Raw genomic sequence first — 22,122 nt, forward strand, 5'->3', positions numbered from 1 at the left:
TCAAAAAGAATGCGCAGGAGAGGAGACAAACGTCAAGGTTTTCCGTCAGCGCATCCACTTCCTCGCTATCACCGCGACGATGAGGGCCATGAAGACGGCTCCGGTTAGGGCTTCAAGGGCGCTCAAAGCCTTGAGCCAGCCCGTTGGGTGCATGTCCCCGTAGCCAAGGGTCGTGAAGGTGACGAGGGAGTAGTAGAGGGCGTTGAGGAACCCTGGAATTCCATTAACCGCGCAGTGTTTGCAGGTATAGATTGTGCCAAGAGGAATTCCAAGAAAAACTTTTTTGGAAAATCTCGAGAGAATCCAGTAAACAAGCCCCATAATACCAATGACAGCCCCAGATGCCGTTAAAATCCTGCGCCAGTTCGTACCGTATTCTGATGGCAAATCAGCTAAAAGCCATTCAAAAAAATTTACTATCCTAAACAACAACCTAAGAAGTCCACTTTCAGTAACTTCTAATCTCATTCTTCTCTTGGCTCTCATTTCAATTATGAACATTTTATCTGCGTCGTTTCTTTTTCCCTCTCTTTCAAAACTTAATCTCTGGAGACGAGCAGCTTCGGAGAGAGCTTGGTATTTTTTAAAACATGATGTGAAAAAACCCCACAAACTACCAGTGAATAACAGTTTTTCATTTAACATCCCTAAGAAATCAATTCCTAATCTAAAATCGCAATTTGAAAAAAATAAAAGATCTTTAAACCTATGTTCTTTACACCTATATATACTTGTAATTCTTGACTCGGCGTATATAGGTTCAACGTATCCAACAAATGTAACATAACGTTCAAAAATAGAATTGCTAAATTTAACATTGGATTCGAATACTACATGGGTAAAATCAACTATGTGCTTAAACCTACATTCTTTAAACCATACCCCTTCGTGGAATCTTGCTCCCTTAAAACTAACCTTTCCATTAAAAACTGAATCTACAAATGAAGTGATAGGAACTGGGCCAATATATTTATGTTTCTCCGGATTAACTTCTTTAATAAGTTTAGGACATAAGTTGTCACGTGATATTATGTCAATTTCTTTTTTGTGATACGATATATCCCCACCAAAATTGACACTCTCGAATGATACTGATTTAGCAAACTTAACCTCGTTAAAGCATGCGAACTTCTCAAAGGTAGCATGTTCAAACGATATCGCTCCTCCAAACATCGCATGATAAAAGCTTACATTATCTTTAAACACAGCACCCTTAAAATCAATACACTCGGAGTTGTATCCCCTGTTACAGAACTTCCATCCTCCCGGCATCCATGTTGGTTTTGAGGGTACTTCAGGAAAAACAAAACCTTTTGCATCTACTGGGTTTTCAAAAACAAGAACCTTTTGTTTGTTGCCATCAATCTCTCTTTCCTCAATTTTTGGTTTGAATTTACTAAAGAACTTCCACCAAAAAATGTTAATATCCCTCTCACTCTTGTCTGGCTTATGAAAAATGCAGTACTCTTGGTCTGCCGTCTCAGGGTCGCAGTTCCCGAAGTGTGCCATCTTGCACATGGCTGTATATTACCGAACTTGATGATAAAAACATTTTGGCTCAGCAAAATTAGTCAGCAACCAAAATCAAAAGAAAGACTTCAAGGCTCCACCACAGTCCCGCTGTGCTTTCCTCTCACGACATCGAAGAGATGATAGGCGTCCTTCTTGCCGACGATGTAGGTCCTTATCCGCCCGCGCTGGATGAACTTCGCCGCCAAGGCATCGACGACACCGCTTCCGCCGGCTTTACTCTCGGCCTCCATCGCAATCTCGACGAGCCCTTCCGGTGTTATCTTGTCGAGCTTCCTTGCGTTCGGGTTCTTCCTCGGGTCAGAGTCGTAGACGCCGTCCACGTTGGTGACGACGACAAGAAGGTCGGCCTGAAGGTACTCGGCGAGGAGAGCCGAAACGGCATCTGTGGTGTGGCCGGGATGAGTTCCGCCCATTATCGGTATCTTCTTGAGTTGTATGACTTCCCACGCCTTACGGAAGTCCTGAATGACGAAGGGATAGGCCTTCTCGCCGAGCGCCGCTATCAGGAGCATCGCGTTCGCCCTCGTGATGTGGATTCCTATGTAGTCCTTGAAGGTCTCGTTGGGCGTGAATGTCTTCGCGGCTTCTATGTACTTGCGCGCCACTCTGCCGCCGCCGACAACAACCGCCACCTCGTGATCCTCGCTTATCTTGATGAGCTCGTACGCTATCGCCTTGATGAACTCGACGTCCGGGTCTTCGGGAACGAGAACAGAGCCACCTATGTCGAAGACGATTCTCATGACGACCCTCACGGTGCTAATCGGCTCGATTTATAACCTTTTTCTTGACGGAGGGATGTTAAAAGGGAAAGCCGGAGAAAAAGCTCACCCAATCTGGAACGCCGAGCTTCTCAGCTCTCCGCGCTCGAAGCGGTACGGGTTGTACCACTCCCAGTCTAGCGGGACCCTGGAGCGGCCCTTCGAGATTAGCTCGGCCATGGCCTGGGCAACGGCCGGCGCCATCATGAAGCCGTGTCCGGAGAAGCCCGCCGCGATGTAGAAGTTGTCCAAGAGCTTCCCGATTGCCGGGTTGCTGTCGGGCGTTTTGGCGTAGAAGCCGGCCCACTGCCTTACAACGTGGGCGTAGCGGAGCGGAGGGGCGATTCTCACTGCCCACCTGAGAACCCCGCGCAGGAAGTCGTAGGTGGGTTCCACATCTTCTAAGCTCTTCGCTTCGTGCTCTATCCCCGCACCGCAGATGATTCCGCCGTCCTCTCCGTCCTGAATTATGTAGGCGTCTTCCCACGCTGGCGGGCACACCAAAGGCTCTGCCTGTCCCCTCTCAAGCGGTTCCGTTTTGACGAGCTGGTGCTTGTAGGCCTTAATTGGGACGAGGTCGCGCTTTAAGCCGGCCATCTCGTTGATTAGAGGCGCCCAGGCGTTGGAGGCATTTAGAACCGCGTCAACCTTAACGCTCTCAACCTTCCCGTTGCTCCTGAACTTTACAGCGGTTATGGTATCTCCCTCGCGCTCAAGTCCAACGACCTCTGTGTGCTCGCGCGCGTCAACGCCAAGCTCCCTCGCTTTCTGCAGATAGGCGAAGAGCGTCTTGAAGGGGTTCGCCTTGGCGTCCTTCGGGTTCCACGCTCCCGCCAAAAACGGCTCGGTGTTGAGGATGGGCACTATCTCCTTCGCCTCGTCCATGTCGATGAGCCTCGTCGGGACGCCGAAGCGGTTCTGCAGCTTTATGTTGGCCTTGAACGCCTCAACCTCCTCCTCGCTCGTCGCTAAGAACAGGTAGCCAGTCTGGTTGAAGCCTATATCCGCCCCAAGCTCCTCCTCGAGTTTCTCCCAGCGCTCGACCGAGTGCTTCATGAGCTTAATGTTCGCCTCGTCCGTGAACTGGGCGCGTATTCCAGTGGCACAGCGGAAGGTGGAGCCCGAGCCGAAGTAGTTCTTCTCGAAGAGAACCACCTCCTCGCCGAGCTTGGCCAGCTCGTAGGCAGTGGCGACCCCTATTATCCCGCCTCCGATTACCGCGATTCTACTCATCGGCACCACCCACGATGACCTCTACGCGAACCGGCCGAATCGGAACCCTCGCCTTCGGAAGCGGTATCTCCTTGGGCCTCTTCCCCATCTTCCTCGCGAGGATTGAGATTACGATTGGAATGCACGTCCTCCCCTGGCACGGCCCCATGCCGACGCGGAGGAGCCTCTTAATCTCCTCGATGTCCGTGACGCCTGAATCTATGAGTCTCTCGACGTCTTCAACCGTTATGTCGTTACAGCGGCAGACGATTTTCTTTCCGGTCATGTCATCCCTTCCGTTCAACCCTAACCGCCCGAACATCCCATGCCAGCTCAATCGGCACCTCGACGACGATTATCGGCGTGTCTCCCTTGCTCTTCTCCCTCGGAACGACCGTGAGAACCTTCCCCTTTCCGACCGGCTCGCCGACCCTGTTGAGAAGAACGACCTCCTCGCCCTTCTCGGGAACCGGAAGGAGTTCGTGGGGCATCGTTATGCGCGCTTTGTCGCCGACGTAGTGCACCATGAAGAACGCCAGGCCGGGGCAGATTTGGACGCAGAGGGAGCAACCGATGCACTTGTCGTAGTCGACAATCGGCAGGTCGTTCGGGGTGGGCATGTTTATCGCGCCCGTCGGACATATCTCCCTGCACGGGGCGCACGGTATCTCCTGGGGACACTCGGGAACTGCGACGGGTCTCTTCCTGAGCCTCTCCTCGCTCGGCTTCGGAATTATTGAGAACAGCTCCTCGGGGGTTAGGTATCCCCTCTGGAGGTAGGGCGGTATCTCGCTCATGCTCTCGCCTCCGCGAGTATTTTCCTAATCCCCTCCGCCACGTGCCTGCCGAAGGGCCCGGAGCGGAACTCGTCGAGGTCGCGCTGGGCCTTCTCTATCTCCCCAACCCAGCTCTCGTCCGCTATTCCGAGCCTCAGCGCTGCTGCTATTCCCGCTATCTTGCCCTCAAGCATCGCGGTGGTTGCCTCCTCAATTCCGGCCGAATCTCCCGCAACGAAGATTCCCCGAACGGTCGTTTCCATCCATTCGTCGCGAACCGCCACGTGGCCTCCCAGCTCGCGGACGTAGCGAATCTGACAGCCGGCCTGGTGGAGCAGTTCGATGCTGGGCCTCAGACCAACGGCGAGCGCTATGATGTCGACCTCGAAGGTCTTCTCGGTTCCCGGAATCGGCCTCCAGTTCTCGTCGAGCTGGGCCACAACGGCCCTCTCGACCTTTTCCCTTCCTTCGGCGCGGAGGATGGTGTGCCTCGTGAGTATCGGAACTCCAAGACGCCTGACCTTCGCCGCGTGGACGAAGTAACCGCCGACTTTGGGCATGGCCTCGACTATCGCCTTCACCTCGACGCCGGCCTGGATGAGCTGGTAGGCGAGGATGAGCCCCACGTTTCCCGCTCCAACGATGAGAACCCTGTCTCCGGGTTTGACGCCGTAGGTGTTCATGAGCGTCTGGATTGCTCCGGCGCCGTAAACCCCGGGCAAATCGTTGTTCTCGAAGGGAATCATCCTCTCCATCGCGCCGGTGGCGACGATAACTGCCCTTCCCCGGAACTCTATGAGCTCGCGCTCCTTTCTGACTGCCAGGACGAGCTTCTCTTCGCCCTCCTGGAAGATGCCAACCGCTGAAGTTTCGAGAAAGACCTCGACGTTCTCGCTCTCCCTCAGCCCCTCCTCGAGGATTCTCGCGATTTCCACTCCCCTGACTCCCGCGAACTGCTCGCGCTTGCCGAAGAACTTGTGGGTCTGCTTGACGAGCTGGCCGCCGAGGGTGTGGTTCTCGTCTATGAGGACAACCTTGGCCCCGGCCCTCGATGCGTGGATTGCCGCCATCAGTCCTGCCGGGCCGCCGCCTATGACTATGATGTCCGCCCTAACGACCTTCGCATCTTTGAATTCCGGCGGCTTGGCCTTAGTCGGGAGCCTGGACCTTCCGCGCTGGCGCTCTATCTTCATGCCGTCCTCGACGAGGGTTATGCACGTCCTGACGTTTGGAATTCCGTTGACGACCATCAGGCAGGAGGAGCACTTGCCGATGGCGCAGAAGAGACCCCTCGGGCGCTTTTCGTTTGGGGAGTAGTTGAGGACCCTGACTCCCGCGGCGTGTAAAGCTGTTGCTATCGTCTCGCCCTCGTAGGCTTTGAGTGGTTTTCCTTCGAAGTATATTGTAACCTCCTTTCCGCGTTCAAACCTGAGAATGGGATGTTCATTGAGGCGCATTAAGCGTCACCTATGAGCTGATGACCAACAATGCTTATGAAAATTTTTCAATCCGAAGGTTCTTCACCTTTGGTTTTCCCACCTACCAAACCTTTATATATCAGCCCTTGGAACTAACGTTGGCGGCGGGCTAGGCCGGGGGGTTCGGCGTCCCCTGTAACCGGAAACCGCCGATATGCCGGGGCCGAAGCCCGGGGGGCGGTTCCCAAAACCGCGCCCCGAAGCCGGGGTGCAACGATGAGCCCTCGTCCCGGGGGGCCGGCGGTGGGCGAGGTCCGGCTGGAGGGCCGGGCTAACGCCCTTTGCCCGCCGAACCCCGCCAGGCCCGGAAGGGAGCAGCGGTAGGCGGGACGTTCGGCGCTCCCGGGGTAGCGGGGGTGAGGGAGCCCCGGTGGAGGGGCGCGGCGGAGGGTTCCCACCCCCGGGCGCGCCCGCCGCCGCTAAACTTTTGAACGGTTCTATGCGACTCTTAACGGTGACCCCGATGCACCCGAAGATAGGTTCGCTTCTCGCGAGGTTTCCGAGGGTTGAGCTGATAAGGTGGGAAACCCCGATTCAGTACCTCCCGAAGGTAAGCGAAAGGCTTGGCGTTGACGTCTACGTCAAGCGCGACGATCTGACAGGCTTCGGAATCGGCGGAAACAAGGTCAGGAAGCTTGAGTTCCTGCTCGGCGACGCGATAGCTAAAGGCTGCGACACGGTCATAACCACCGGTGCCGTTCACTCCAACCACGCGTTCGTCACCGCTCTCGCTGCAAAAAGCCTCGGATTAGATGCCGTTCTCGTCCTCCGCGGCAAGGAACAGCTCAGGGGCAACTACCTCCTCGACAGGCTGATGGGGATAGAGACGAGGGTTTACAGCGTCGAGAAGACGAGCGAGCTCTGGCCGCTTGCCAAGGAGGTTGCCGAAGAGCTGAAGAAAGAGGGCAGAAAGCCCTACCTCATTCCCGCAGGTGGAGCCTCCCCGGTTGGAACGCTCGGCTACGTGAGGGCCGTTGGGGAAATCCACACACAGATGAAAAGGCTCGGCGTTGAGTTCGACTCGGTCGTTGATGCAGTTGGCAGTGGGGGAACTCTGGCAGGCCTGCTCCTCGGCTCGGCCCTCGTGAAGGCTCGCTGGAAGGTCGTCGGCATGGACGTCGGCGGCTTCGTTGAAGGCCTGGGAGAGCGCGTGAAGAAACTCGCCCTTGAGGCGTCGGAGCTAATCGGAGCTACCGTTGAAGTTCCCGAGCCTGAAATCCACGACTACGGCTTCGGAGCCTACGGAAAGATAGTGAAGGAGGTCGCCGAGCTCATAAGGTTCGTCGGCACGAGCGAGGGAATAATCCTCGACCCGGTCTACACCGGAAAGGCCTTCTACGGCCTCATGGAGATGGCCGAGAAGGGAGAACTCGGCGAAACCGTGCTCTTCATCCACACCGGCGGCTTCCCGGGGGTCTTCCACTACGGCGAGGAGATGCTCGAGCTAATCCAAAAGGCTTAAAGTTCCTCCCCCTTTTTGCCTTTGAGGTGTCAAGATGGCGAGCCTTGAGGTCGAGCTTTTCGGGGTAAGGTTCGAGAACCCGCTCATTCTCGCATCGGGAATCAACGACAAGGTTCCGGAGCAGTGGATTCGAGCGCACGAGGAGGGAGCCGGCGGGGTCGTTACGAAATCCATCGGAATCGAGCCGAGGAAAGGTTACGACAACCCCACAATCGTCGAGCTTCCCTACGGCCTGATAAACGCGATGGGCCTGCCGAACCCGGGCTGGAGGGGCTTCCTTGAGATGGTTGAGGGCTACACCTTTGACTTCCCGCTGATAGTCTCGATTTTCGGCGGAACGCCGGAGGAGTTCGCCTTCTTAGCCCAAAAGCTGAGCGACGTGGCGGATGCATTCGAGCTGAACCTCAGCTGCCCCCACGCGAGGGGCTACGGCATGGAAATCGGCCAGAACCCGGAGAACGTCTACGAGGTCGTGAAAGCCGTCAAGGACGCCACCGATAAGCCGGTTATCGCGAAGCTGACGCCGAACATAGACGACATCACGAAGCTCGGCTTGGCCGCTGAAAAGGCGGGAGCCGATGCAGTCTCGGCCATAAACACGCTGAAGGCGATAGCGATTGACATCTACGCAAGGAAAGCAATCCTCAGCAACCGCGTTGGCGGTTACTCCGGGCCCGGCGTTAAGCCCGTCGCGCTCAGGGCAGTTTACGACCTCGCGAGGGCTCTAGAGGTTCCAGTGATAGGCATCGGCGGAATAACGACCTGGCAAGATGCTATTGAGTTCCTCCTCGCTGGTGCATCGGCGCTCCAGATTGGAACTGCCGTCTCGCTTCGGGGATGGAAGGTCTTCAGGGAAATCAACGAGGGCATCGAAACCTACCTCGAGGACGAGGGCTTTTCGAGCGTGGAGGAGATAGTCGGCCTCGCCCTTGAGTGAGGTTTTATTCCGTTTTTGTCCCATACTCCTTCTGCCAGAAGAGCTTTATAGGAGGAAAGCCTACTATACTATGGTGAACTACTATGCCGGTCACGAAGGTAACCCGGAACTACCAGATAACGATTCCGGCCGAGATAAGGAAGGCCCTCGGCATAAAGCAGGGCGAATACCTCACCGTTGAGCTGAGGGGGGACGAGATAGTCATCAAAAGGGCGAGGAGAGAGTGGAAGACCTACCGGCTGGGCAGAAAGTACAGCCTTGAAGAGATGGAAAGAATGATTGAGGAGTCCATAGAGGAGGCATTGACATGGGAAGAGTAGCGGTTATCGACACGAACTTTTTCGTTTATGCCCTGTTTGAGGATTACGAGAGACACGAAGAGGCCCTCGACATCTTAATGAACCTTGATAAGTGGGTCGTGCCTACAATAACCCTCTATGAGCTCATCTGGCAACTGGCAAAAATGGGTGTTCCCCCGAATAACGCTGGAGATATGGTTAAGCAGATAATTGAAGAACCCAGGACAGAAATCGTCGATGATAGGCTGTATTTACTCTCGGCCTTTGAGCTCTTCGGAAACCTCGGTCTCAAGCACTACAACGACTCCGTGATCCTCGCGATAGCCAAGGAAGTCGGAACCCTCGCGAGCTACGACAAAAAGCTTAGAAACCGTGCAGGGAAAGTTGGGGTTAAAACCGTCCCGGAGGTGCTGAAATGAAGCGTGCGGTGGTGCTGTTTTCGGGTGGACTCGACTCAACGGCCTGCCTCTACTGGGCGAAGAAGAACTACGACGAGGTCATAATGCTCGTCATCAACTACGGGAGCAACGAGGAGCGCGTTACGAACAGGGTTGCTGAGTTCTTCTCGAAGGAGCTTGGAGTTCCACTGAAGATAGTTCGCCTCGACTTCCTCGAGGAGTTCTCCAAACTGAGGGGGACGACGCTCGTCGGTGGAGAGACGCCGAAGGTAACCGCGGAGGAGCTTGAGGACTTTGAGAGGGCAAAGGAGACTGCCAAGAGCGTCTGGGTTCCAGCTCGTAACGTCGTCCTCATAAGCGTTGCCGCTTCGCTCCTCGATGCACTCGGAGGCGGGGACATAATAGTTGGCTTCAACGCGGAAGAAGGGACGACCTTCCCGGACAACACTCCCGAGTTCGTCGAGAGGATGAACGAGATGCTAAAGTATGGAACGATGGCAGAGGTTAAGGTCGTTGCCCCGCTCATAGACCTCGACAAGAGGGGCATAGCGCGCCTTTTGAAGGAGCTCGGAGCGAAGTACGAGTACTCCAACTCCTGCTACATGCCGAAGGGCTTCACCGAGGACGGCAAGCCGATACACTGCGGCCAGTGCGAGAGCTGCGTCAGGAGGCACCGCGGTCTCATTGAGGGTATCGGGGAGGACAGGACCGTTTACGCCGTCGAGCCGAAGATTTGATGCTCATACCTGTCCACCCACCACCGCAAGATTTATAAATCTCTTCCCTGCCCTTATCTTTGGGCGTGGGGCGGTAGCTCAGCCTGGGAGAGCGCCGGACTGAAGATCCGGGTGTCGGGGGTTCAAATCCCCCTCGCCCCACCACTTTCTGCGCGGTGGTAGTCTAGCCTGGTCTAGGACACCGGCCTTCCAAGCCGGTGACCCGGGTTCAAATCCCGGCCACCGCACCACACAAACTTCGCCTGCGCGAAGTTTGACCAAGGTTCGTGATTCTTCTTTGGAGCATAATTTGGAGAGTTTGTACTCTTAAGTGGCAGTACTCTCAAGGAATTCTCTTCAAAAGGAGCTATTTAGAGGGGTTTCTCCAGAAAAGCGCTCCTTCGGAGCGCGAGAAAAGCAAACCCAAGCGAGGAAACTCCCAAAATTTAGGAATTCGCACTCTACAAGAATCCATTAAAAGCGCAAACACTCCAAAAGAAACCTTTGATGGAAGAATCACAAACTTTGATGAAACTTTGCTCAGCAAAGTTTCTTTGGTGAAGCTTTTTTCCAAAAGCTTGCTTGTGGGGGTTTTCTCTCTTAGCACCTTTAGAGAGTGAAACACTCATATAGAGAGCTATGAAAAAGAAAACCCCCATTTTCACAATGAACACTTAGAATTAGCACAATATATTCCGCCAGCGCTTTCGTCAGAAAGGGCTGCAATGGTGGGGCCGCCGAGATTTGAACTCGGGTCTCCGGCTCCCGAAGCCGGAAGGATAGACCAAGCTACCCCACGGCCCCATGCCCGCTCTTAAGGACTTCGCAGTGCTTATAAAGTTTACGGACTACTACCCCGGGGTGTGGAGAGTGAAAATCAGCATCATCGTCCCAACGTACAACGAGCGCGATAACCTTCCCGAGCTCTTCGAGAGAATTTCAAAGGCCCTGAAGGGCTACGACTATGAAATTATCATCGTTGACGACGATTCACCTGACGAAACCTGGAAGCTCGCCGAGGAGCTCTCGAAGGATTATCCCGTTAGAGTAATCAGGAGAACCGACGAGAAGGGCCTATCATCGGCTGTAATCAGGGGGTTTAAGGAAGCAGCCGGCGACGTTTTCGTCGTGATGGATGCGGATTTACAGCACCCTCCCGAAGTCATTCCCGAGCTCCTGAAGGTGATAGAGGACGGGGCCGATATAGCGATAGCCAGCAGATACGTCCCCGGGGGCGGTGTTAAGAACTGGTACTGGTACAGGAAGCTCATCTCGAAGGGCGCGATAATGCTCGGTCGCCTCGCCCTTCCGAAAATCCGGAACGTGAAGGACCCCGTGAGCGGTTTCTTCGCCCTCAGGAGGGAGGTCGTCGAGGGCGTTGAGCTGAACCCGGTCGGCTTCAAAATCCTCATGGAGATTCTAATCAAGGGCAACTACCGGAAGGTCGTCGAGGTTCCCTTCGTCTTTGGCCTGAGGAAGGCCGGCGAGAGCAAGCTGAGCGGGAAGACGATGCTCAACTACCTGAGGCATCTTTACCGGCTCATGCGCTGGGAGGGCGAGCTCGACAGGCTGATAAAGTTCTCGCTTGTGGGCCTCTCAGGAGTCCTCGTCAACGAGGGCTTCCTTTGGCTCTTCGTTCACCTCGGCCTCAGCAAGTACATCGCAAACGTTCCCGCAACGGAGCTCGCGATACTCAACAACTTCCTGTGGAACGACCTGTGGACATTCAAAGACCTCAAGAGAAAGCCCCTCTGGAAGAGACTTGTTAGCTTCCACGTCGCGGCCTTAACCGGCGCCGTCGTCCAGTGGGCGATATACGTGCCCCTCGTGTGGCTCGGCCTGCACTACCTCATAGCCAACCTGATAGGCATCGGTGCCTCTTTCGTCGTTCGCTTCGCCGTCAACAGACACGTCACGTGGGGTTGAAATTTTCCCAATGGGTAACCTTTTATACTGGCTTTTTTCTAATCCTCATGGGGTGCGCGGAAAATGTACGTAGGTGAGCTACTCAAGGGATTGGACAGAATGCCAAGTGGTGTTCCTGGGCTCGACAACTTAATCGGCGGTGGCTTCCTGCCGGGCAGGGTTTATCTGATTACTGGCCCGCCCGGTAGCGGTAAGACTACCCTCGGGATACAGTTCCTCGTCGAGGGAGCCAACAACGACGAGAAGGGTCTCTTCATATCCCTCTTCGAGACCCAGGACGTTATTCTGCGCGACATGCTCCGCTACAACTTCGGAATCCTCGAGCACTTTCAGTCCAAGCGGATAGCCTTCTACGACCTCGGTGAGATTCTCCTCAGCACGAACCGCGAGCTCACCTGGGACGAGCTTTTCAAGCTCCTCATCGAGATTATCAAGCGCGAAAAGGCCAAGCGTGTTGTCATCGACTCGTTCAGCCTCTTCGAGTCATTCGTCAGCGACCCTGCGGGAAAGAAAAAGGCCCTTGGAAGGTTCGTCAGGCTCCTCCGCTCCCTTGAGGTCACGACCCTTCTCCTCGCCGAGATGCTCAGCTCTGAAAAGTACACCGACGAGTACTACCTTGCCGATGGGGTGATAGTGCTCCACCACTTCATGCGCAACTACCAGATGGTTAGGGCGCTCCAGATACTCAAGATGCGCGGCGTTCCGCACGATAGCAACCTGAAGAGGCTTCGCTTCACGACCGACGGAATAAGGGTCTACCCGGAGGCCCCACTATGACCGAGGAGAAAAAGAACCTCCTGAAGGAGGCATATCAGTTCGGCTACTTCGTTGGCTTCAGGGGCCACAGCGAGTGGGCGGAGTGGGTAAGACAGAAGAGGGAGGAAATCTACCGGAAGGCCGAGGAACTTGGCATCTACGAGCTCGTCAAAGATGCCTACAGAAAGGGGAAGGAGCTTGGGAAGAGGGACAGGGAGGAGAAGCTCTACGAAGGACTCGCCGTCAAGGTGGATAAGGAGACTCCCACGAAACCGAGACCTCAGGTTGCTGGGCCCTCTGAAACCGGAGAAGGGCTCCACAAATTAGGTTCGAGGTCACCAACGACGCCTGAAATGGAGCGCGAGTACGTTGAGTTCCTTCAGAGCACGAAGCTGATTTTACCGCCCGAACTACTTAACACACTCAAACATCTCGAGCCACCGAAGATGCTCCGGCTCGGGGATTAGCCTTTTATAGTTTCTTCTCCACGTTAATACGGTGGTCTTCATGAAGTTGCCCGACGTCCGGCTCAGTCCGGAGCGTGTTCTGAAGGAGATTTCTGAGATAGCGGAGTTCCACAGGATTCAGGGCTCGAGGGAGCTCGTTGAGAGCGTCGAGATGATTAAGGAGAAGCTCGACGGGCTCGGCGTTGAGAACAGGCTTTTACGTTCCACCTACGACGGAAAAACCTGGCACGGAACGCTGGCCTCGCCGATAGCTTGGAATCCAGTTCGCGGGGAGCTGTCCTACGGCGAGAGGAAGCTGACGACGGAGGAAAGCCCGCTCCTGATAATGGCCCACTCACCCGAGGGAGAGGCCAAGGGCGAACTCCTGCCTGTTTTTCGCGACGAGGACTGGGAGAAGGCCGAGGGAAAAATCGTTCTGGTCAGGAGAAACTGGAGAGACGCCTACAAAAGGGCCAACGAGGCCGGCGCCAGGGCCTTCATAGCCTACCGCGAGGGAACCGGCGAGTTCTATCCCTACATCGGCCTGTTCCTGACGAGGGACGACCTTGAGTGGGCGAGGATTCCCGCACTGGCAGTTCCTGAGAGCGTGGCAAAGGATATGATTTCAAAATCCCTTAAAGGTGGCGTTGAGGTAAGCGTTTCCGTCCAGGTGGAAACTCCGGAAAGGGAAGACCTCCCGATGCTCTACGCGACGGTGGGAGAAGCCCCCTACCTCGTCTTCTCGGCCCACATCTGCCACCCCAAGCCCGGGGCCAACGACAACGCGAGCGGGAGCGCGATGCTCATAGAACTCGCGAGGAAGCTCAGCGAGGCCTACGATAACTCCTTCCGCTTCGGCTTCGCCTTCCTCTGGATTCCTGAGTACCACGGCACGCAGGCCTTCTTTGAGAAGGTAAAAGGAGAGTTCTACGCCAACGTAAACCTCGACATGGTCGCGGGAAGCCCAGACAGGAGCGGCTCAACGCTGATGCTTGTCAGAACGCCATTCTCACGCTTCTCCGTCGTTTCCGGCCTGCTCGAGCACTTCATCGGGCTGACCAACAGGAGGGGCAAGAGCTTCTCGGGAAGCGAGCTTCCGGCGATGGCCTTTAAAGCTTACCTCTACGAGATGGGGAGCGACCACGACATCTTCAACTTCTTCGGCGTCCCCGGAACGATGCCGATAACGTGGCCCGACAGGGTTTATCACTCGAGCGGGGACACCGTCGAGAAGGTCAGCCTTGAGACAATCGCGATAATCGGAAACGCGGTTCTGGCGGCGGCTCTTACTCTGGCAAAGGAGGACAGGGAGAAGCTGAGGCGCTTCGCGAGGGGCTACGCCATGAAGGTCCTCGGAGAGGTTTCAATGAAGACCGAGACCGAGGAGAGCGAGAAGCTCGTCATGAAGGGCCTCGCGAGAGATTCAAGGTTCATAGGCTTCGAGCTCGGCCACGACTTCGAGGGCGAGCCGTGGCTTGAGTGGAAACTCCGGGGAATACTCAACGAGAGGCTGATTAGGCAGAATGGAGGAGACGCCGAGGAGTTCAAGAAGCTCACCGAGGACAGGAAGGTCTACGCCCAGCTCCACGAACTGCTCATGCTCTCGGAGCTGCTGCCAAAGGAGAGGGCCTTCAAAGCCCTCGAGGAGGAGTACGGCAGAGCGGATAAAGAAAAGCTTGAAAGGCTCGTCAGTGTCCTTGAGGGAGCGAAAATAGTCACTCTTTCCTGAGCTCCTTCTCTATTTCGTTTATCCGTTCGAGTATGTACTTCTTGAGGTTCTCAAGGAGCTCGCTTGGGGAGACTGCTGTGTAGGTGTAGCCGAGCCAGCCCTGCTGGATTAGCTCCCTCCTGAGCATTCCCCTTCGGTAAAGACTGAGGACGTGCTCCCGAACGGAGCGCTCGCTTATGCCAAGCTCCTTAACTATCTCGGTAACTCTCATCGGCCTCTTCTTCTCCAGGAGCAAACGGTATATCCTCAGCTCCGTCCTCTTCAGGCCCAGCGAGCGGAGCAGAGCTTCGAGCCTCTCGTAGACGTCGCTCATCTCTCTCACCACTACGCTTCTCACCTATGAAGTTTTGTGTTCATACGTGTTAATAAATGTTTGCGTTTTTTCACCACCTCCAATAGGCGCGGGTGAAGAGGACCAAGGCCGTTACAATCTCCAGCCTGCCAAGCCACATGAGGAAGAACATCAGAATTTTCGTCCCGGTGGGGAAAATCAGGTAGTTGGCCATCGGGCCCACTGCTCCTATGCCGGGTCCTATGTTGCCGAGCGTCGCCGCGACCGCGCTCATGGCATCGGCGAGGGGAATCGGCTTTCCGGTTGTCGTTCCGTTGAGAACAACCACCACTGACGAAACGAGGAAGACGATGAAATACAGCACTATGAACGCTAAAACGCTCCGAACTGAGCGCTCATCGACGGATTTTCCGCCGAGCTTTACCGGCTTGATGCTCTTTCCGTGGAAGGACTGAAACAGCTCCCTCCAGACGGCCTTTATTCCGACCACCCAGCGGACGACCTTTATCGAACCTGCTGTTGAACCGCTCGAACCTCCGATGAACATGGCGAAGAACAGGACGAACTGGGCTGGAAGCGACCAGAGGGCGAAGTTCATCGTCGCGTAGCCGGTCGTTGTTACTATCGAGGCCACCTGAAAGAGCGCCTGCCTGAATGCCGTTAACGGGGAGAATCCGTACTGGTTTATGAGCATCGGAGTTAGCAAAAGGCTCAGCGCGAGGAGCGCCACGATGTACCACCTGAACTCCTCGTTCCGGGTTATCCTGAAATCCCTGTGCAGGAGGTACCAGAAAAGGGCGAAGTTCGCTCCAGCGAGTATCATGAAGACGATTATCACCCACTGCACCGCTGGAGAAAAGGCCTCAATCGAGAGCGCCAGCGGGGAGAAGCCCCCTGTGCTCATCGTCGTGAAGGAGTGAACCAGCGCCATGTAAGGGGTCATCTTCGGCGCCAGTCCAAGGTAGTGGAGGAGAACCAGAATTCCCGTTTCGAGGGCAGTTAGACCCACGTAGATTCCCCAGAAAATCCTCGCGGTCTGCCTTATGTGGGGTGTCAGCTTCTGGAGCTGAGGTCCCGGCGCTTCAAGGCTCATAAGTTCCGCACCGCCGACGCTGAGCCTCGGCAGTATCGCTATGGCGAGAACAACTATTCCCATTCCGCCGAGCCACTGGGTCAGCTGGCGCCAGAAGAGTATAGCCCGTGACGGCTCGTTGAAGTTGTTTAGAACCGTTGCCCCGGTCGTCGTGAAACCGCTCATGCTCTCGAAGAGCGCGTTGACGGGGTTTGCGAGCGAGCTTTTGCCGGATATGATGTAGGGAAGCGCCCCGATTCCGGCGACGGCAAGCCACGCGAGCGAGACGAGAAGGAAAGCCTCCTTGGCGCCTATCTCCGGGTTCCTGTCGAGGGCGCGGAGGGAAAGACCGAGGACGAGGCTTAGCGCAAGCGGTATTAGGAAAGGCTTCACCGGCGTCCCGTCGCGGAGCGCCACGACCGTTGGAGCGAGCAACGTCAGTCCAAGGAGTGCTATTATCTCACCGAGCAGGGCGAACGTTGCTCTAATCTTCATAGCTCCAGCTCCCCCGCCATTTCCTCCTCGACAATAAGCGTTATAACGTCCCCCTTCTGGAGGTGGAAGCTTGCCGTCGGCAGGATTACTTCCCCGCCCCTGAGAACCGGTCCGAGAGTTCCGGGAAGCTCGTCCGGCGTTCTGCTGGCGAGTTTCTCGTCAACCTCAAGGGCGAGAACCCTCACGCCGGGTATCGAGGCCACGAGGCCAAGAGCATTTTCACCCCTCGTCGCGAAGACTATCCGGTCGGCCGTGACAACCTCCGGGCTGACCGCCACTATACCTGCCCTCTCGAACATTCCTATCAGGTTCCCGTCCCGAACCACCGCGAAGGTCCTGTCTATTCTCCACTCCCTCGACACCATCGCGCCCATCAGCGTTCTCTCGTCCTCGTCGAAGGCTGAAACCGAAGCCTCGGCCTCGTCGAGCTCCTCGTCGCGCCATAGTGACCTGCTGAAGGGGTTTCCAACGATTACCGTCGCGTCCTCCAGGAGGGAAGAAACCGCCTCGGCCCTCTCCCTGTTCCTCTCGACTATCTTAACGTCACCGCCCTTCCGGATTAGCATCTCGGCGAGCATAACGGCGACCTCGCTCCCGCCGAGGATTAGGACGTTCCTTGGCTTCCTCGGCCTGTAAGCCCGTTTCAGCTCCTCCATGGTGGCAACGACGATTTTCCTTCCTCCGACCTCGGTGTACCAGAGACCCTCGGGAACCTCGATGGCATCGCCGATGTAGAGGCCATCGTAGAGGTTTCTTAGCTGTCTCAGCTGAGGAAACTCGATAACGTTTGCGATGCTCTTGGCAACCAGCGGAACCGAGCTGACCATCAGGTTTACACCGAGCGCTTCCCTCCCGCGCCCCCAGAGCCTTATGTAATCGAGCCTCCTCACCCTCGCGATAGTAAAAGGATTGCCGAGCGTCTTCCCGAGGGCGCAGACGACTATGTTGGTCGTGTCGTCCTCGGTCGTGGCAATCAGGTAATCCGCCTTCTCGACCTCTGCCTCTTCGAGCGTCTCGGGAAGCGTCGCGTCGCCAACAACCGTCAAAACGTCGAGGTGGGAAACTTCCGCTATCGCTTCTTCGTCCCGGTCAACGACAATAACGTCGTGGTTCTTCGACAGGTGCTCCGCGACCCTTTTGCCGGTTCTCCCGGCTCCGACAACAATCACTCTCATGAAAACCGCCGTAGGTATTAGGGCGTTCTCCTTTAAAGCCTCACCCTCCCGAGGTAGAGGCCCTCCGGAAGGAAAAGCTCGACCTCCTCAGCTTTCCTGAGGAATGGAACGAGTTTAAGCCCCTCCCTCACGTCGAAGCCTTCTATGTAGGGGTTGACCGTCGGGAGGACGAGGAATTCATTAACCCTCGCGAAGACCTTCACTTTCCTTGCAACACCGCCGGACTTCAGAGTGTAAGCAGGGTGTGCGTGGCCGAGAAAGGCCTCTTCAAATTCCACCTTAGGCAGTCTCGTGTGGCCGTGGAGGAAGAGATTTCCGTCGAGCAGGAAGTGTTCCCGAACCTCGACGTTGGGGAACTTTCCGGCTACCTCCTCCAGCCTTCCGTCGTGGTTGCCCTTGGCGATGAGAACACTCACATCTTTCAGCGATGAAAAGAAGCGCAGGAGCATTTCCTTCAGGCGGAAGCTCAGTCCGAGGGGTTCCTTCACGTCGCCGAGGATTACCAAAGCGTCGACACCGCTCTCAACGACGAACTCTGCTAAATTATTCTCAAAGCCCGTTTTAATCCTCAGGCCCCGGGAAAGCTCGAAGCCAATGTGTGGGTCAGCTATCAGAAGGGTCCTTCCGAGGGAGGTGTCAAGCAAAAGGGATAAACTCTCAAAGTCGGAAAAAGGAGACATAGAACCACCGGGCTTCAGATGAGCCCGCGCTCCTTCCTGCGCTGTTTCTTGAGGCGCCTAATCCTCTTCTTAATCCACTTCCACCTCATCCTTCCCTTCTTCTTCCACTTCCTTGGGCGTCTCTTCATGAGCATCACCCCTGAGTTTCTCTCCGGGGTTAGCTCCGGGAGTCCCTTTTTAAGCTTTTCCCATCGGGTCGAGAAGCCCTCTCGGCCCTCCAATCGGGGTGTGAGCGGTTCAGAAACTCCTTTCGGTTCGCGGTATTTTTCTCGATTTTATTTCCTTTGTTCAGGTTTTTAAAGTTGCTTCACCGGATATTTTAGCTTTGCGTTGTTGAAGCTATCGCATTCATTGAATGGGCTGTTTTTGCATGGATTATAAAAAGTTTGGCTCATAAACGTCGCGGATACGCTTCGTTTTCGCCTCCGCTAAGCTTATCTATTCCGGGGCGAACTTTATGGGGTGGTATCATGAAGGTCGCCTACGTTCAGATGGAGCCCGCCTTCCTCGACCCTGAAAAGAACTACTCGAAGGCCGAGAGGCTCATCAGTGAGGCCGTTGAGGGGGGTGCAAAGCTCGTCGTTCTGCCGGAGCTCTTTGACACCGGCTACAACTTCGAGAGTAAAAGCGAGGTATCTGAAGTTGCCGGCGAGATTCCCGACGGCCCAACCACGGAGTTCCTCGTCGAGCTTGCGAAGGAGAAGGAGGTCTTCATAGTTGCGGGAACAGCTGAGAAGGACGAGCGCGGGAACCTCTATAACTCCGCTGTGATAGTTGGCCCGATAGGCTGGGGCTACATCGGGAAATACCGGAAGGTCCACCTCTTCAACCGCGAGAAGCTCTTCTTCAGGCCCGGGAACCTCGGCTTCCACGTCTTCAACATCGGGGTCGCGAAGGTTGGTATTATGATATGCTTCGACTGGTTCTTCCCCGAGTCCGCCAGAACACTTGCCCTGAAAGGGGCCGAGATAATAGCGCACCCGAGCAACCTCGTCATGCCCTACGCTCCGAGGGCAATGCCGATTAGGGCCTTGGAGAACCGCGTTTACACGATAACGGCCAACAGAATCGGCGAGGAGAGGGGCTTGAAGTTCATCGGCAAGAGCACGATAGCCTCGCCTAAGGCCGAGGTTCTGGCGATGGGAAGCGAGGATAGGGAGGAGGTTGCCGTCGTCGAGGTAAACCTTGAACTGGCGAGGGACAAGAGGCTGAACGAGCTCAACGATATCTTCAAGGACAGGCGGCCACAGTATTACGTCCTGTAGGGCTTCCCGAGGTAGATTATATCGCCGACGTTCACAACGCCGTGCTCGCTTTTCCTTATTATCCTGGCCTCCTCGAAGAGGGCCTTACCAATGCCGGCTAAGCCAGCTAAATCCCAGTAGCGCGTCTCGATTTCTCCAATCCTCTCCCAGCCCGGCAACTTGTAGTAGCCCCTCCTGATAACGCCCCTCATCGGGTTGTAGCCTTCATCAAGCGAGATTACCGTGTATTCCTCGCCCCGAACTTCCGGCACAATCTCGCGGTAGGCCCTCCTGTAGAAGAACGTCTCGAAGCGGTCCATCTCTTCAAGCAGGAAGACCCCGTCGCTTTCCAGAACCCTCGCGACGTTCCTGAAGAGTTCGGCCGTTTGAAACGGGTCGAAGTGGGGCATCGTGTAGCCGAAGATTAAAGCTATATCGAACCTCCCGAGCCTTCTCAAGTCGTCGAGGCAGTCCATAACGGCCCCGTAAACCTCCCCGCTCACCCACTCCTCGACGAGGAGCAAATCCTCTTTCCTCTTGTCGACAACGGTCAGGGAAGCCTCGTATCCCCACTCGCGGAGCGTCTCGTAGAGGGCACCACCCGCTATGCCCGTTCCGGCGCAGAGGTCAAGGATTCTAAGCTTCCTCCTCTCGGGGAACAGGCCCTCCTTGACGGCCCAGTTGAAGAAGGAGCGCAGTCCGATGAAGCGGTTTTGAGCGGCCTCGCTCTTGGGATGATTCATGGATGCCCACAGGTAGCGGTAGAGCTCCTCCATCGTCCCACCGGTGTTGAATTGGACGATGGCCTTTTAATAGTAACCCTCCTCGTAGGCGCTTGTTAGGGAGACGAAGGCCGCGTAGAATACCGCGCCCAGGGAAACGAGGAGCATGAGGATTAGGAGGAGCGGGCTCGCCTTGGGACTTAAGGCCACAACCGCCAGCTGAAGCGCTACCATCGCCGATACCACCGTCATCGCCCTCGCGAAGCCGAGCGCCATCTTCCCCCTGAACTTCGGCGCCAGCTGGAAGACGAGAGGTCGAGAAACGAGGGCCGTAAGCGCTAAGAGGAAGAGCTGGATGCTGGCAACAAGGAGAATCCCTGGGTCCCTCGGAACTTCTCCAGTGAGAATGAGCGCGAATGAAACGCCGGTGAACATGAGCTGAAGGATGAGGTACTTTCCGACCCTCGGGGATTCTATACTCCTTCCGGGTTTCTTCGGTGCCTCTTTGGAGAGTTCCTCAAGCTCGTACTCGCGCTTCGCCGTTAGGTAGGCGAGGACAAGGGTTCCGCCGAGGCCGAGGAGCAGAACGGCGAAAAGGCCGGCCATCGGGAGGAACGGCGAGAGAAGGATGAGCGCCAACCCGGTTAGAATCGTTCCAATTCCTGAAACGCGGTTCGCTTTTCTCCGCGCCCGCTCCGAGAGGTAGGTGTAGCCTATCCTGAAGCCTATCCCGAGCTCGCCCTTTGATGTTAGCGTCAGAGTCCCCGCGATTATAAGGAAGGCGCCGAGAAAGAGCCCGTAGAGGATTCTCAGGAGCTCATACCCGTTCATCAGGTTTCACCGTGAGGAGCCGGTAGATGCCGAGCCCGATGAGGACGAGCAACCCCACGGTTGCGTAGTTTATGGCGTTCGCTGAGACGGCACCCACGTTGTAAAGGAGCACCGTGAGGAACACCAGCACGAGGGCGCAGCTCGTGAGCACGTTGAGCTCGAACCATCCGCGCTGAGTTACGCCCGCGCTCATCCTCGCGAAGAAGCCCGGGTCTCTGGCGAGGAACGTCAGGGAGAAGGGAAGCAGCCAGCCGAGGACCGGGAACACAATTAATCCCGAAAACCTGTCCATGTAGCCGTTCGGCCTTCCGCTCGCGCTGAAGTGGACGGCAACCCTCTCCGGGAGTCTGTCCCAGAAAAGGGCAACCAGCAGGAGGTAGAACCCCAAAAGGCCGAGCTGGACGAGGAGGTAGGGTTCCATGCTGATTCCCTTCATAGTTCCTTTCTCAACTGCCGGGGGCTTCTCCGGGGCCTCAATCGAGAGCTCTTCGAGTTCGTACTCGTGCCTTGCCATCCACGTTCCGATTACAACTTCGGAAAGCACGAAGGCCAGCATCGTTAGGATGAACGGAGTGAGCGGGATACCATAAATGGCAAGGATAAGCAGGAAAAGCGAGTACGCAACAGAGTAGAGGCCGGAGAAGGTGTTCACCTTTCGCCAGACCCTATCTGAGTGCCAGGTGTAGCCCACCCGGAAGCCTATCATCCGGTTTCTCCTGTTCCTGAAGGCGAGGGTTGCCAGCCCCGCCCCGAGCAGGAGAAGCGAGATGAACACCTCGAAGGTCTTTTCGTTCATTCAAACCCCTCCAGTCTCATGAGGGTCGTTTCAATCGTTTTTACTTCCTCCTTCAGCTCTAATAAAACTTCCCTCCCGAGGTCGGTGAGGCGGTAGTACTTCCTCGGCCTCCCGCCGACCTCGGCCCAGAAGTCCTCGACGAGCCTGTACTTCTTCAGGCTCTTCAGGATGTCGTAGAGGGCCCCTTCGCTCGGGACGAGTTTGCCGTCGCTCAGCTCGCCGAGCCTCTTCCTTATCGCGTAGCCGTGGAGCTCCCCCTCCCTTTCGAGGAGCGAAAGGACTAAGTAGGAGTAAAGTCCGGAGCGCAGGTCCTTCCTGAGCTTTTTGATTGCCTTCTCCCTGCCTGCGCCGAGCAACTAACGACCTCCTTTTGTGGAAGGGGAGAG

24 protein-coding genes, 3 tRNA genes and 1 other RNA gene are annotated in these 22,122 nt (G+C 55.9%); 13 read left to right on the forward strand and 15 right to left on the reverse strand.

What is annotated here, in order from left to right; all coding sequences use genetic code 11:
• Positions 1-45 precede the first annotated feature (45 nt).
• The 6 genes from CS910_RS02975 to CS910_RS03000 form a co-directional block, all read right to left on the reverse strand.
• Positions 46-1,518, reverse strand: a complete 1,473-nt coding sequence (locus tag CS910_RS02975) for a potassium channel family protein (protein WP_099209666.1) — start codon at positions 1,516-1,518, stop codon at positions 46-48.
• Between the two features lie 80 nt (positions 1,519-1,598).
• Complete coding sequence (gene pyrH, locus CS910_RS02980; protein ID WP_099209667.1) at positions 1,599-2,276, reverse strand: UMP kinase; 678 nt, start codon at positions 2,274-2,276, stop codon at positions 1,599-1,601.
• A gap of 84 nt (positions 2,277-2,360) precedes the next feature.
• Positions 2,361-3,527: an NAD(P)/FAD-dependent oxidoreductase gene (locus CS910_RS02985; RefSeq protein WP_099209668.1), complete on the reverse strand. Its 1,167-nt coding sequence runs from the start codon at positions 3,525-3,527 to the stop codon at positions 2,361-2,363.
• Positions 3,520-3,792, reverse strand: coding sequence for a (2Fe-2S)-binding protein (locus tag CS910_RS02990; protein ID WP_099209669.1), 273 nt, complete (start codon positions 3,790-3,792; stop codon positions 3,520-3,522). The genes CS910_RS02985 and CS910_RS02990 overlap by 8 nt, the downstream gene beginning before the upstream one ends.
• A 1-nt stretch (position 3,793) precedes the next feature.
• Complete coding sequence (locus tag CS910_RS02995; RefSeq protein WP_099209670.1) at positions 3,794-4,303, reverse strand: 4Fe-4S dicluster domain-containing protein; 510 nt, start codon at positions 4,301-4,303, stop codon at positions 3,794-3,796.
• Complete coding sequence (locus tag CS910_RS03000; RefSeq protein ID WP_099209671.1) at positions 4,300-5,739, reverse strand: FAD-dependent oxidoreductase; 1,440 nt, start codon at positions 5,737-5,739, stop codon at positions 4,300-4,302. Before CS910_RS03000 ends, CS910_RS02995 begins: the two co-directional genes overlap by 4 nt.
• Before the next feature lie 123 nt (positions 5,740-5,862).
• Between CS910_RS03000 and ffs the strand changes: the two genes are divergently transcribed.
• From ffs to CS910_RS03040, 8 genes are all read left to right on the forward strand, one after another.
• Positions 5,863-6,176: signal recognition particle sRNA (gene ffs / locus CS910_RS03005), an RNA gene on the forward strand.
• Between the two features lie 47 nt (positions 6,177-6,223).
• A complete protein-coding gene (locus CS910_RS03010; RefSeq protein WP_099209672.1) occupies positions 6,224-7,222 on the forward strand; it encodes a pyridoxal-phosphate dependent enzyme in 999 nt (332 codons plus the stop codon).
• 34 nt (positions 7,223-7,256) lie between these two features.
• Positions 7,257-8,159: a dihydroorotate dehydrogenase gene (locus CS910_RS03015; RefSeq protein WP_099209673.1), complete on the forward strand. Its 903-nt coding sequence runs from the start codon at positions 7,257-7,259 to the stop codon at positions 8,157-8,159.
• 83 nt (positions 8,160-8,242) lie between these two features.
• Entirely contained in the window at positions 8,243-8,479 is a 237-nt protein-coding gene (locus CS910_RS03020; protein WP_099209674.1) for an AbrB/MazE/SpoVT family DNA-binding domain-containing protein, read from the forward strand.
• Positions 8,467-8,877 (forward strand): PIN domain-containing protein, encoded by a 411-nt coding sequence (locus CS910_RS03025; RefSeq protein WP_099209675.1) that lies wholly within the window; start codon positions 8,467-8,469, stop codon positions 8,875-8,877. Before CS910_RS03020 ends, CS910_RS03025 begins: the two co-directional genes overlap by 13 nt.
• Positions 8,874-9,593 carry a 7-cyano-7-deazaguanine synthase QueC gene (queC, locus tag CS910_RS03030; protein WP_099209676.1) on the forward strand — a complete coding sequence of 240 codons (720 nt, stop codon included), beginning with the start codon at positions 8,874-8,876 and terminating at the stop codon, positions 9,591-9,593. The genes CS910_RS03025 and queC overlap by 4 nt, the downstream gene beginning before the upstream one ends.
• A 67-nt stretch (positions 9,594-9,660) precedes the next feature.
• Positions 9,661-9,737: transfer RNA gene (locus tag CS910_RS03035), tRNA-Phe, on the forward strand.
• A gap of 8 nt (positions 9,738-9,745) precedes the next feature.
• Positions 9,746-9,823, forward strand: a tRNA-Gly gene (locus CS910_RS03040).
• Between the two features lie 475 nt (positions 9,824-10,298).
• Here CS910_RS03040 and CS910_RS03045 read toward each other — a convergent pair.
• A tRNA-Pro gene (locus CS910_RS03045) sits at positions 10,299-10,376 on the reverse strand.
• A 66-nt stretch (positions 10,377-10,442) separates the two neighbouring features.
• Here CS910_RS03045 and CS910_RS03050 point away from each other — a divergent pair.
• The 4 genes from CS910_RS03050 to CS910_RS03065 all read left to right on the forward strand — a co-directional run bounded on the left by CS910_RS03050 (position 10,443) and on the right by CS910_RS03065 (position 14,429).
• Positions 10,443-11,498, forward strand: coding sequence for a glycosyltransferase (locus CS910_RS03050; protein ID WP_099212397.1), 1,056 nt, complete (start codon positions 10,443-10,445; stop codon positions 11,496-11,498).
• 63 nt (positions 11,499-11,561) lie between these two features.
• The gene (locus CS910_RS03055) at positions 11,562-12,275 is read left to right on the forward strand and encodes an RAD55 family ATPase (protein ID WP_099209677.1); all 714 of its coding nucleotides are present in this window, start codon (positions 11,562-11,564) and stop codon (positions 12,273-12,275) included.
• Entirely contained in the window at positions 12,272-12,721 is a 450-nt protein-coding gene (locus CS910_RS03060) for a hypothetical protein (protein WP_099209678.1), read from the forward strand. The genes CS910_RS03055 and CS910_RS03060 overlap by 4 nt, the downstream gene beginning before the upstream one ends.
• 40 nt (positions 12,722-12,761) lie before the next feature.
• Positions 12,762-14,429, forward strand: a complete 1,668-nt coding sequence (locus tag CS910_RS03065; RefSeq protein ID WP_099209679.1) for a DUF4910 domain-containing protein — start codon at positions 12,762-12,764, stop codon at positions 14,427-14,429.
• On the opposite strand, the gene CS910_RS03070 is transcribed toward CS910_RS03065, so the two are convergent.
• The 4 genes from CS910_RS03070 to CS910_RS03085 all read right to left on the reverse strand — a co-directional run bounded on the left by CS910_RS03070 (position 14,416) and on the right by CS910_RS03085 (position 18,143).
• Positions 14,416-14,742, reverse strand: coding sequence for a transcriptional regulator (locus CS910_RS03070; protein WP_099209680.1), 327 nt, complete (start codon positions 14,740-14,742; stop codon positions 14,416-14,418). The two genes, CS910_RS03065 and CS910_RS03070, sit on opposite strands and share 14 nt — an antisense overlap.
• Before the next feature lie 70 nt (positions 14,743-14,812).
• The gene (locus CS910_RS03075; protein WP_099209681.1) at positions 14,813-16,288 is read right to left on the reverse strand and encodes a TrkH family potassium uptake protein; all 1,476 of its coding nucleotides are present in this window, start codon (positions 16,286-16,288) and stop codon (positions 14,813-14,815) included.
• The gene (locus CS910_RS03080) at positions 16,285-17,463 is read right to left on the reverse strand and encodes an NAD-binding protein (protein ID WP_099209682.1); all 1,179 of its coding nucleotides are present in this window, start codon (positions 17,461-17,463) and stop codon (positions 16,285-16,287) included. Before CS910_RS03080 ends, CS910_RS03075 begins: the two co-directional genes overlap by 4 nt.
• Positions 17,464-17,495: 32 nt before the next feature.
• Complete coding sequence (locus CS910_RS03085; RefSeq protein WP_099209683.1) at positions 17,496-18,143, reverse strand: metallophosphoesterase; 648 nt, start codon at positions 18,141-18,143, stop codon at positions 17,496-17,498.
• A 470-nt stretch (positions 18,144-18,613) separates the two neighbouring features.
• On the opposite strand from CS910_RS03085, the gene CS910_RS03090 reads away from it, so the two are divergent.
• Positions 18,614-19,408, forward strand: a complete 795-nt coding sequence (locus tag CS910_RS03090; protein ID WP_099209684.1) for a nitrilase — start codon at positions 18,614-18,616, stop codon at positions 19,406-19,408.
• On the opposite strand, the gene CS910_RS03095 is transcribed toward CS910_RS03090, so the two are convergent.
• Genes CS910_RS03095 through CS910_RS03110 form a run of 4 tightly spaced genes read right to left on the reverse strand, consistent with a single transcriptional unit; the run spans position 19,396 to position 22,092 of the window.
• The gene (locus CS910_RS03095) at positions 19,396-20,163 is read right to left on the reverse strand and encodes a class I SAM-dependent methyltransferase (RefSeq protein ID WP_099209685.1); all 768 of its coding nucleotides are present in this window, start codon (positions 20,161-20,163) and stop codon (positions 19,396-19,398) included. The two genes, CS910_RS03090 and CS910_RS03095, sit on opposite strands and share 13 nt — an antisense overlap.
• 33 nt (positions 20,164-20,196) lie before the next feature.
• Positions 20,197-20,940 (reverse strand): hypothetical protein, encoded by a 744-nt coding sequence (locus tag CS910_RS03100; RefSeq protein WP_173866217.1) that lies wholly within the window; start codon positions 20,938-20,940, stop codon positions 20,197-20,199.
• Positions 20,927-21,736 carry an SdpI family protein gene (locus CS910_RS03105; protein ID WP_099209686.1) on the reverse strand — a complete coding sequence of 270 codons (810 nt, stop codon included), beginning with the start codon at positions 21,734-21,736 and terminating at the stop codon, positions 20,927-20,929. The genes CS910_RS03100 and CS910_RS03105 overlap by 14 nt, the downstream gene beginning before the upstream one ends.
• Positions 21,733-22,092, reverse strand: coding sequence for a PadR family transcriptional regulator (locus CS910_RS03110; RefSeq protein WP_099209687.1), 360 nt, complete (start codon positions 22,090-22,092; stop codon positions 21,733-21,735). The genes CS910_RS03105 and CS910_RS03110 overlap by 4 nt, the downstream gene beginning before the upstream one ends.
• Positions 22,093-22,122 lie beyond the last annotated feature (30 nt).

It is taken from the genome of Thermococcus henrietii (genome assembly GCF_900198835.1).
Classification (GTDB): Archaea; Methanobacteriota_B; Thermococci; order Thermococcales; family Thermococcaceae; genus Thermococcus; species Thermococcus henrietii.

Coding starts and splice junctions, on each gene's coding strand:
- CS910_RS02975 (WP_099209666.1), bottom strand. CDS start 1,518: ATGTGCAAGATGGCACACTTCGGGAACTGCGACCCTGAGACGGCAGAC.
- pyrH (WP_099209667.1), bottom strand. CDS start 2,276: ATGAGAATCGTCTTCGACATAGGTGGCTCTGTTCTCGTTCCCGAAGAC.
- CS910_RS02985 (WP_099209668.1), bottom strand. CDS start 3,527: ATGAGTAGAATCGCGGTAATCGGAGGCGGGATAATAGGGGTCGCCACT.
- CS910_RS02990 (WP_099209669.1), bottom strand. CDS start 3,792: ATGACCGGAAAGAAAATCGTCTGCCGCTGTAACGACATAACGGTTGAA.
- CS910_RS02995 (WP_099209670.1), bottom strand. CDS start 4,303: ATGAGCGAGATACCGCCCTACCTCCAGAGGGGATACCTAACCCCCGAG.
- CS910_RS03000 (WP_099209671.1), bottom strand. CDS start 5,739: ATGCGCCTCAATGAACATCCCATTCTCAGGTTTGAACGCGGAAAGGAG.
- CS910_RS03010 (WP_099209672.1), top strand. CDS start 6,224: ATGCACCCGAAGATAGGTTCGCTTCTCGCGAGGTTTCCGAGGGTTGAG.
- CS910_RS03015 (WP_099209673.1), top strand. CDS start 7,257: ATGGCGAGCCTTGAGGTCGAGCTTTTCGGGGTAAGGTTCGAGAACCCG.
- CS910_RS03020 (WP_099209674.1), top strand. CDS start 8,243: ATGCCGGTCACGAAGGTAACCCGGAACTACCAGATAACGATTCCGGCC.
- CS910_RS03025 (WP_099209675.1), top strand. CDS start 8,467: ATGGGAAGAGTAGCGGTTATCGACACGAACTTTTTCGTTTATGCCCTG.
- queC (WP_099209676.1), top strand. CDS start 8,874: ATGAAGCGTGCGGTGGTGCTGTTTTCGGGTGGACTCGACTCAACGGCC.
- CS910_RS03055 (WP_099209677.1), top strand. CDS start 11,562: ATGTACGTAGGTGAGCTACTCAAGGGATTGGACAGAATGCCAAGTGGT.
- CS910_RS03060 (WP_099209678.1), top strand. CDS start 12,272: ATGACCGAGGAGAAAAAGAACCTCCTGAAGGAGGCATATCAGTTCGGC.
- CS910_RS03065 (WP_099209679.1), top strand. CDS start 12,762: ATGAAGTTGCCCGACGTCCGGCTCAGTCCGGAGCGTGTTCTGAAGGAG.
- CS910_RS03070 (WP_099209680.1), bottom strand. CDS start 14,742: ATGAGCGACGTCTACGAGAGGCTCGAAGCTCTGCTCCGCTCGCTGGGC.
- CS910_RS03075 (WP_099209681.1), bottom strand. CDS start 16,288: ATGAAGATTAGAGCAACGTTCGCCCTGCTCGGTGAGATAATAGCACTC.
- CS910_RS03080 (WP_099209682.1), bottom strand. CDS start 17,463: ATGAGAGTGATTGTTGTCGGAGCCGGGAGAACCGGCAAAAGGGTCGCG.
- CS910_RS03085 (WP_099209683.1), bottom strand. CDS start 18,143: ATGTCTCCTTTTTCCGACTTTGAGAGTTTATCCCTTTTGCTTGACACC.
- CS910_RS03090 (WP_099209684.1), top strand. CDS start 18,614: ATGAAGGTCGCCTACGTTCAGATGGAGCCCGCCTTCCTCGACCCTGAA.
- CS910_RS03095 (WP_099209685.1), bottom strand. CDS start 20,163: ATGGAGGAGCTCTACCGCTACCTGTGGGCATCCATGAATCATCCCAAG.
- CS910_RS03100 (WP_173866217.1), bottom strand. CDS start 20,940: ATGAACGGGTATGAGCTCCTGAGAATCCTCTACGGGCTCTTTCTCGGC.
- CS910_RS03105 (WP_099209686.1), bottom strand. CDS start 21,736: ATGAACGAAAAGACCTTCGAGGTGTTCATCTCGCTTCTCCTGCTCGGG.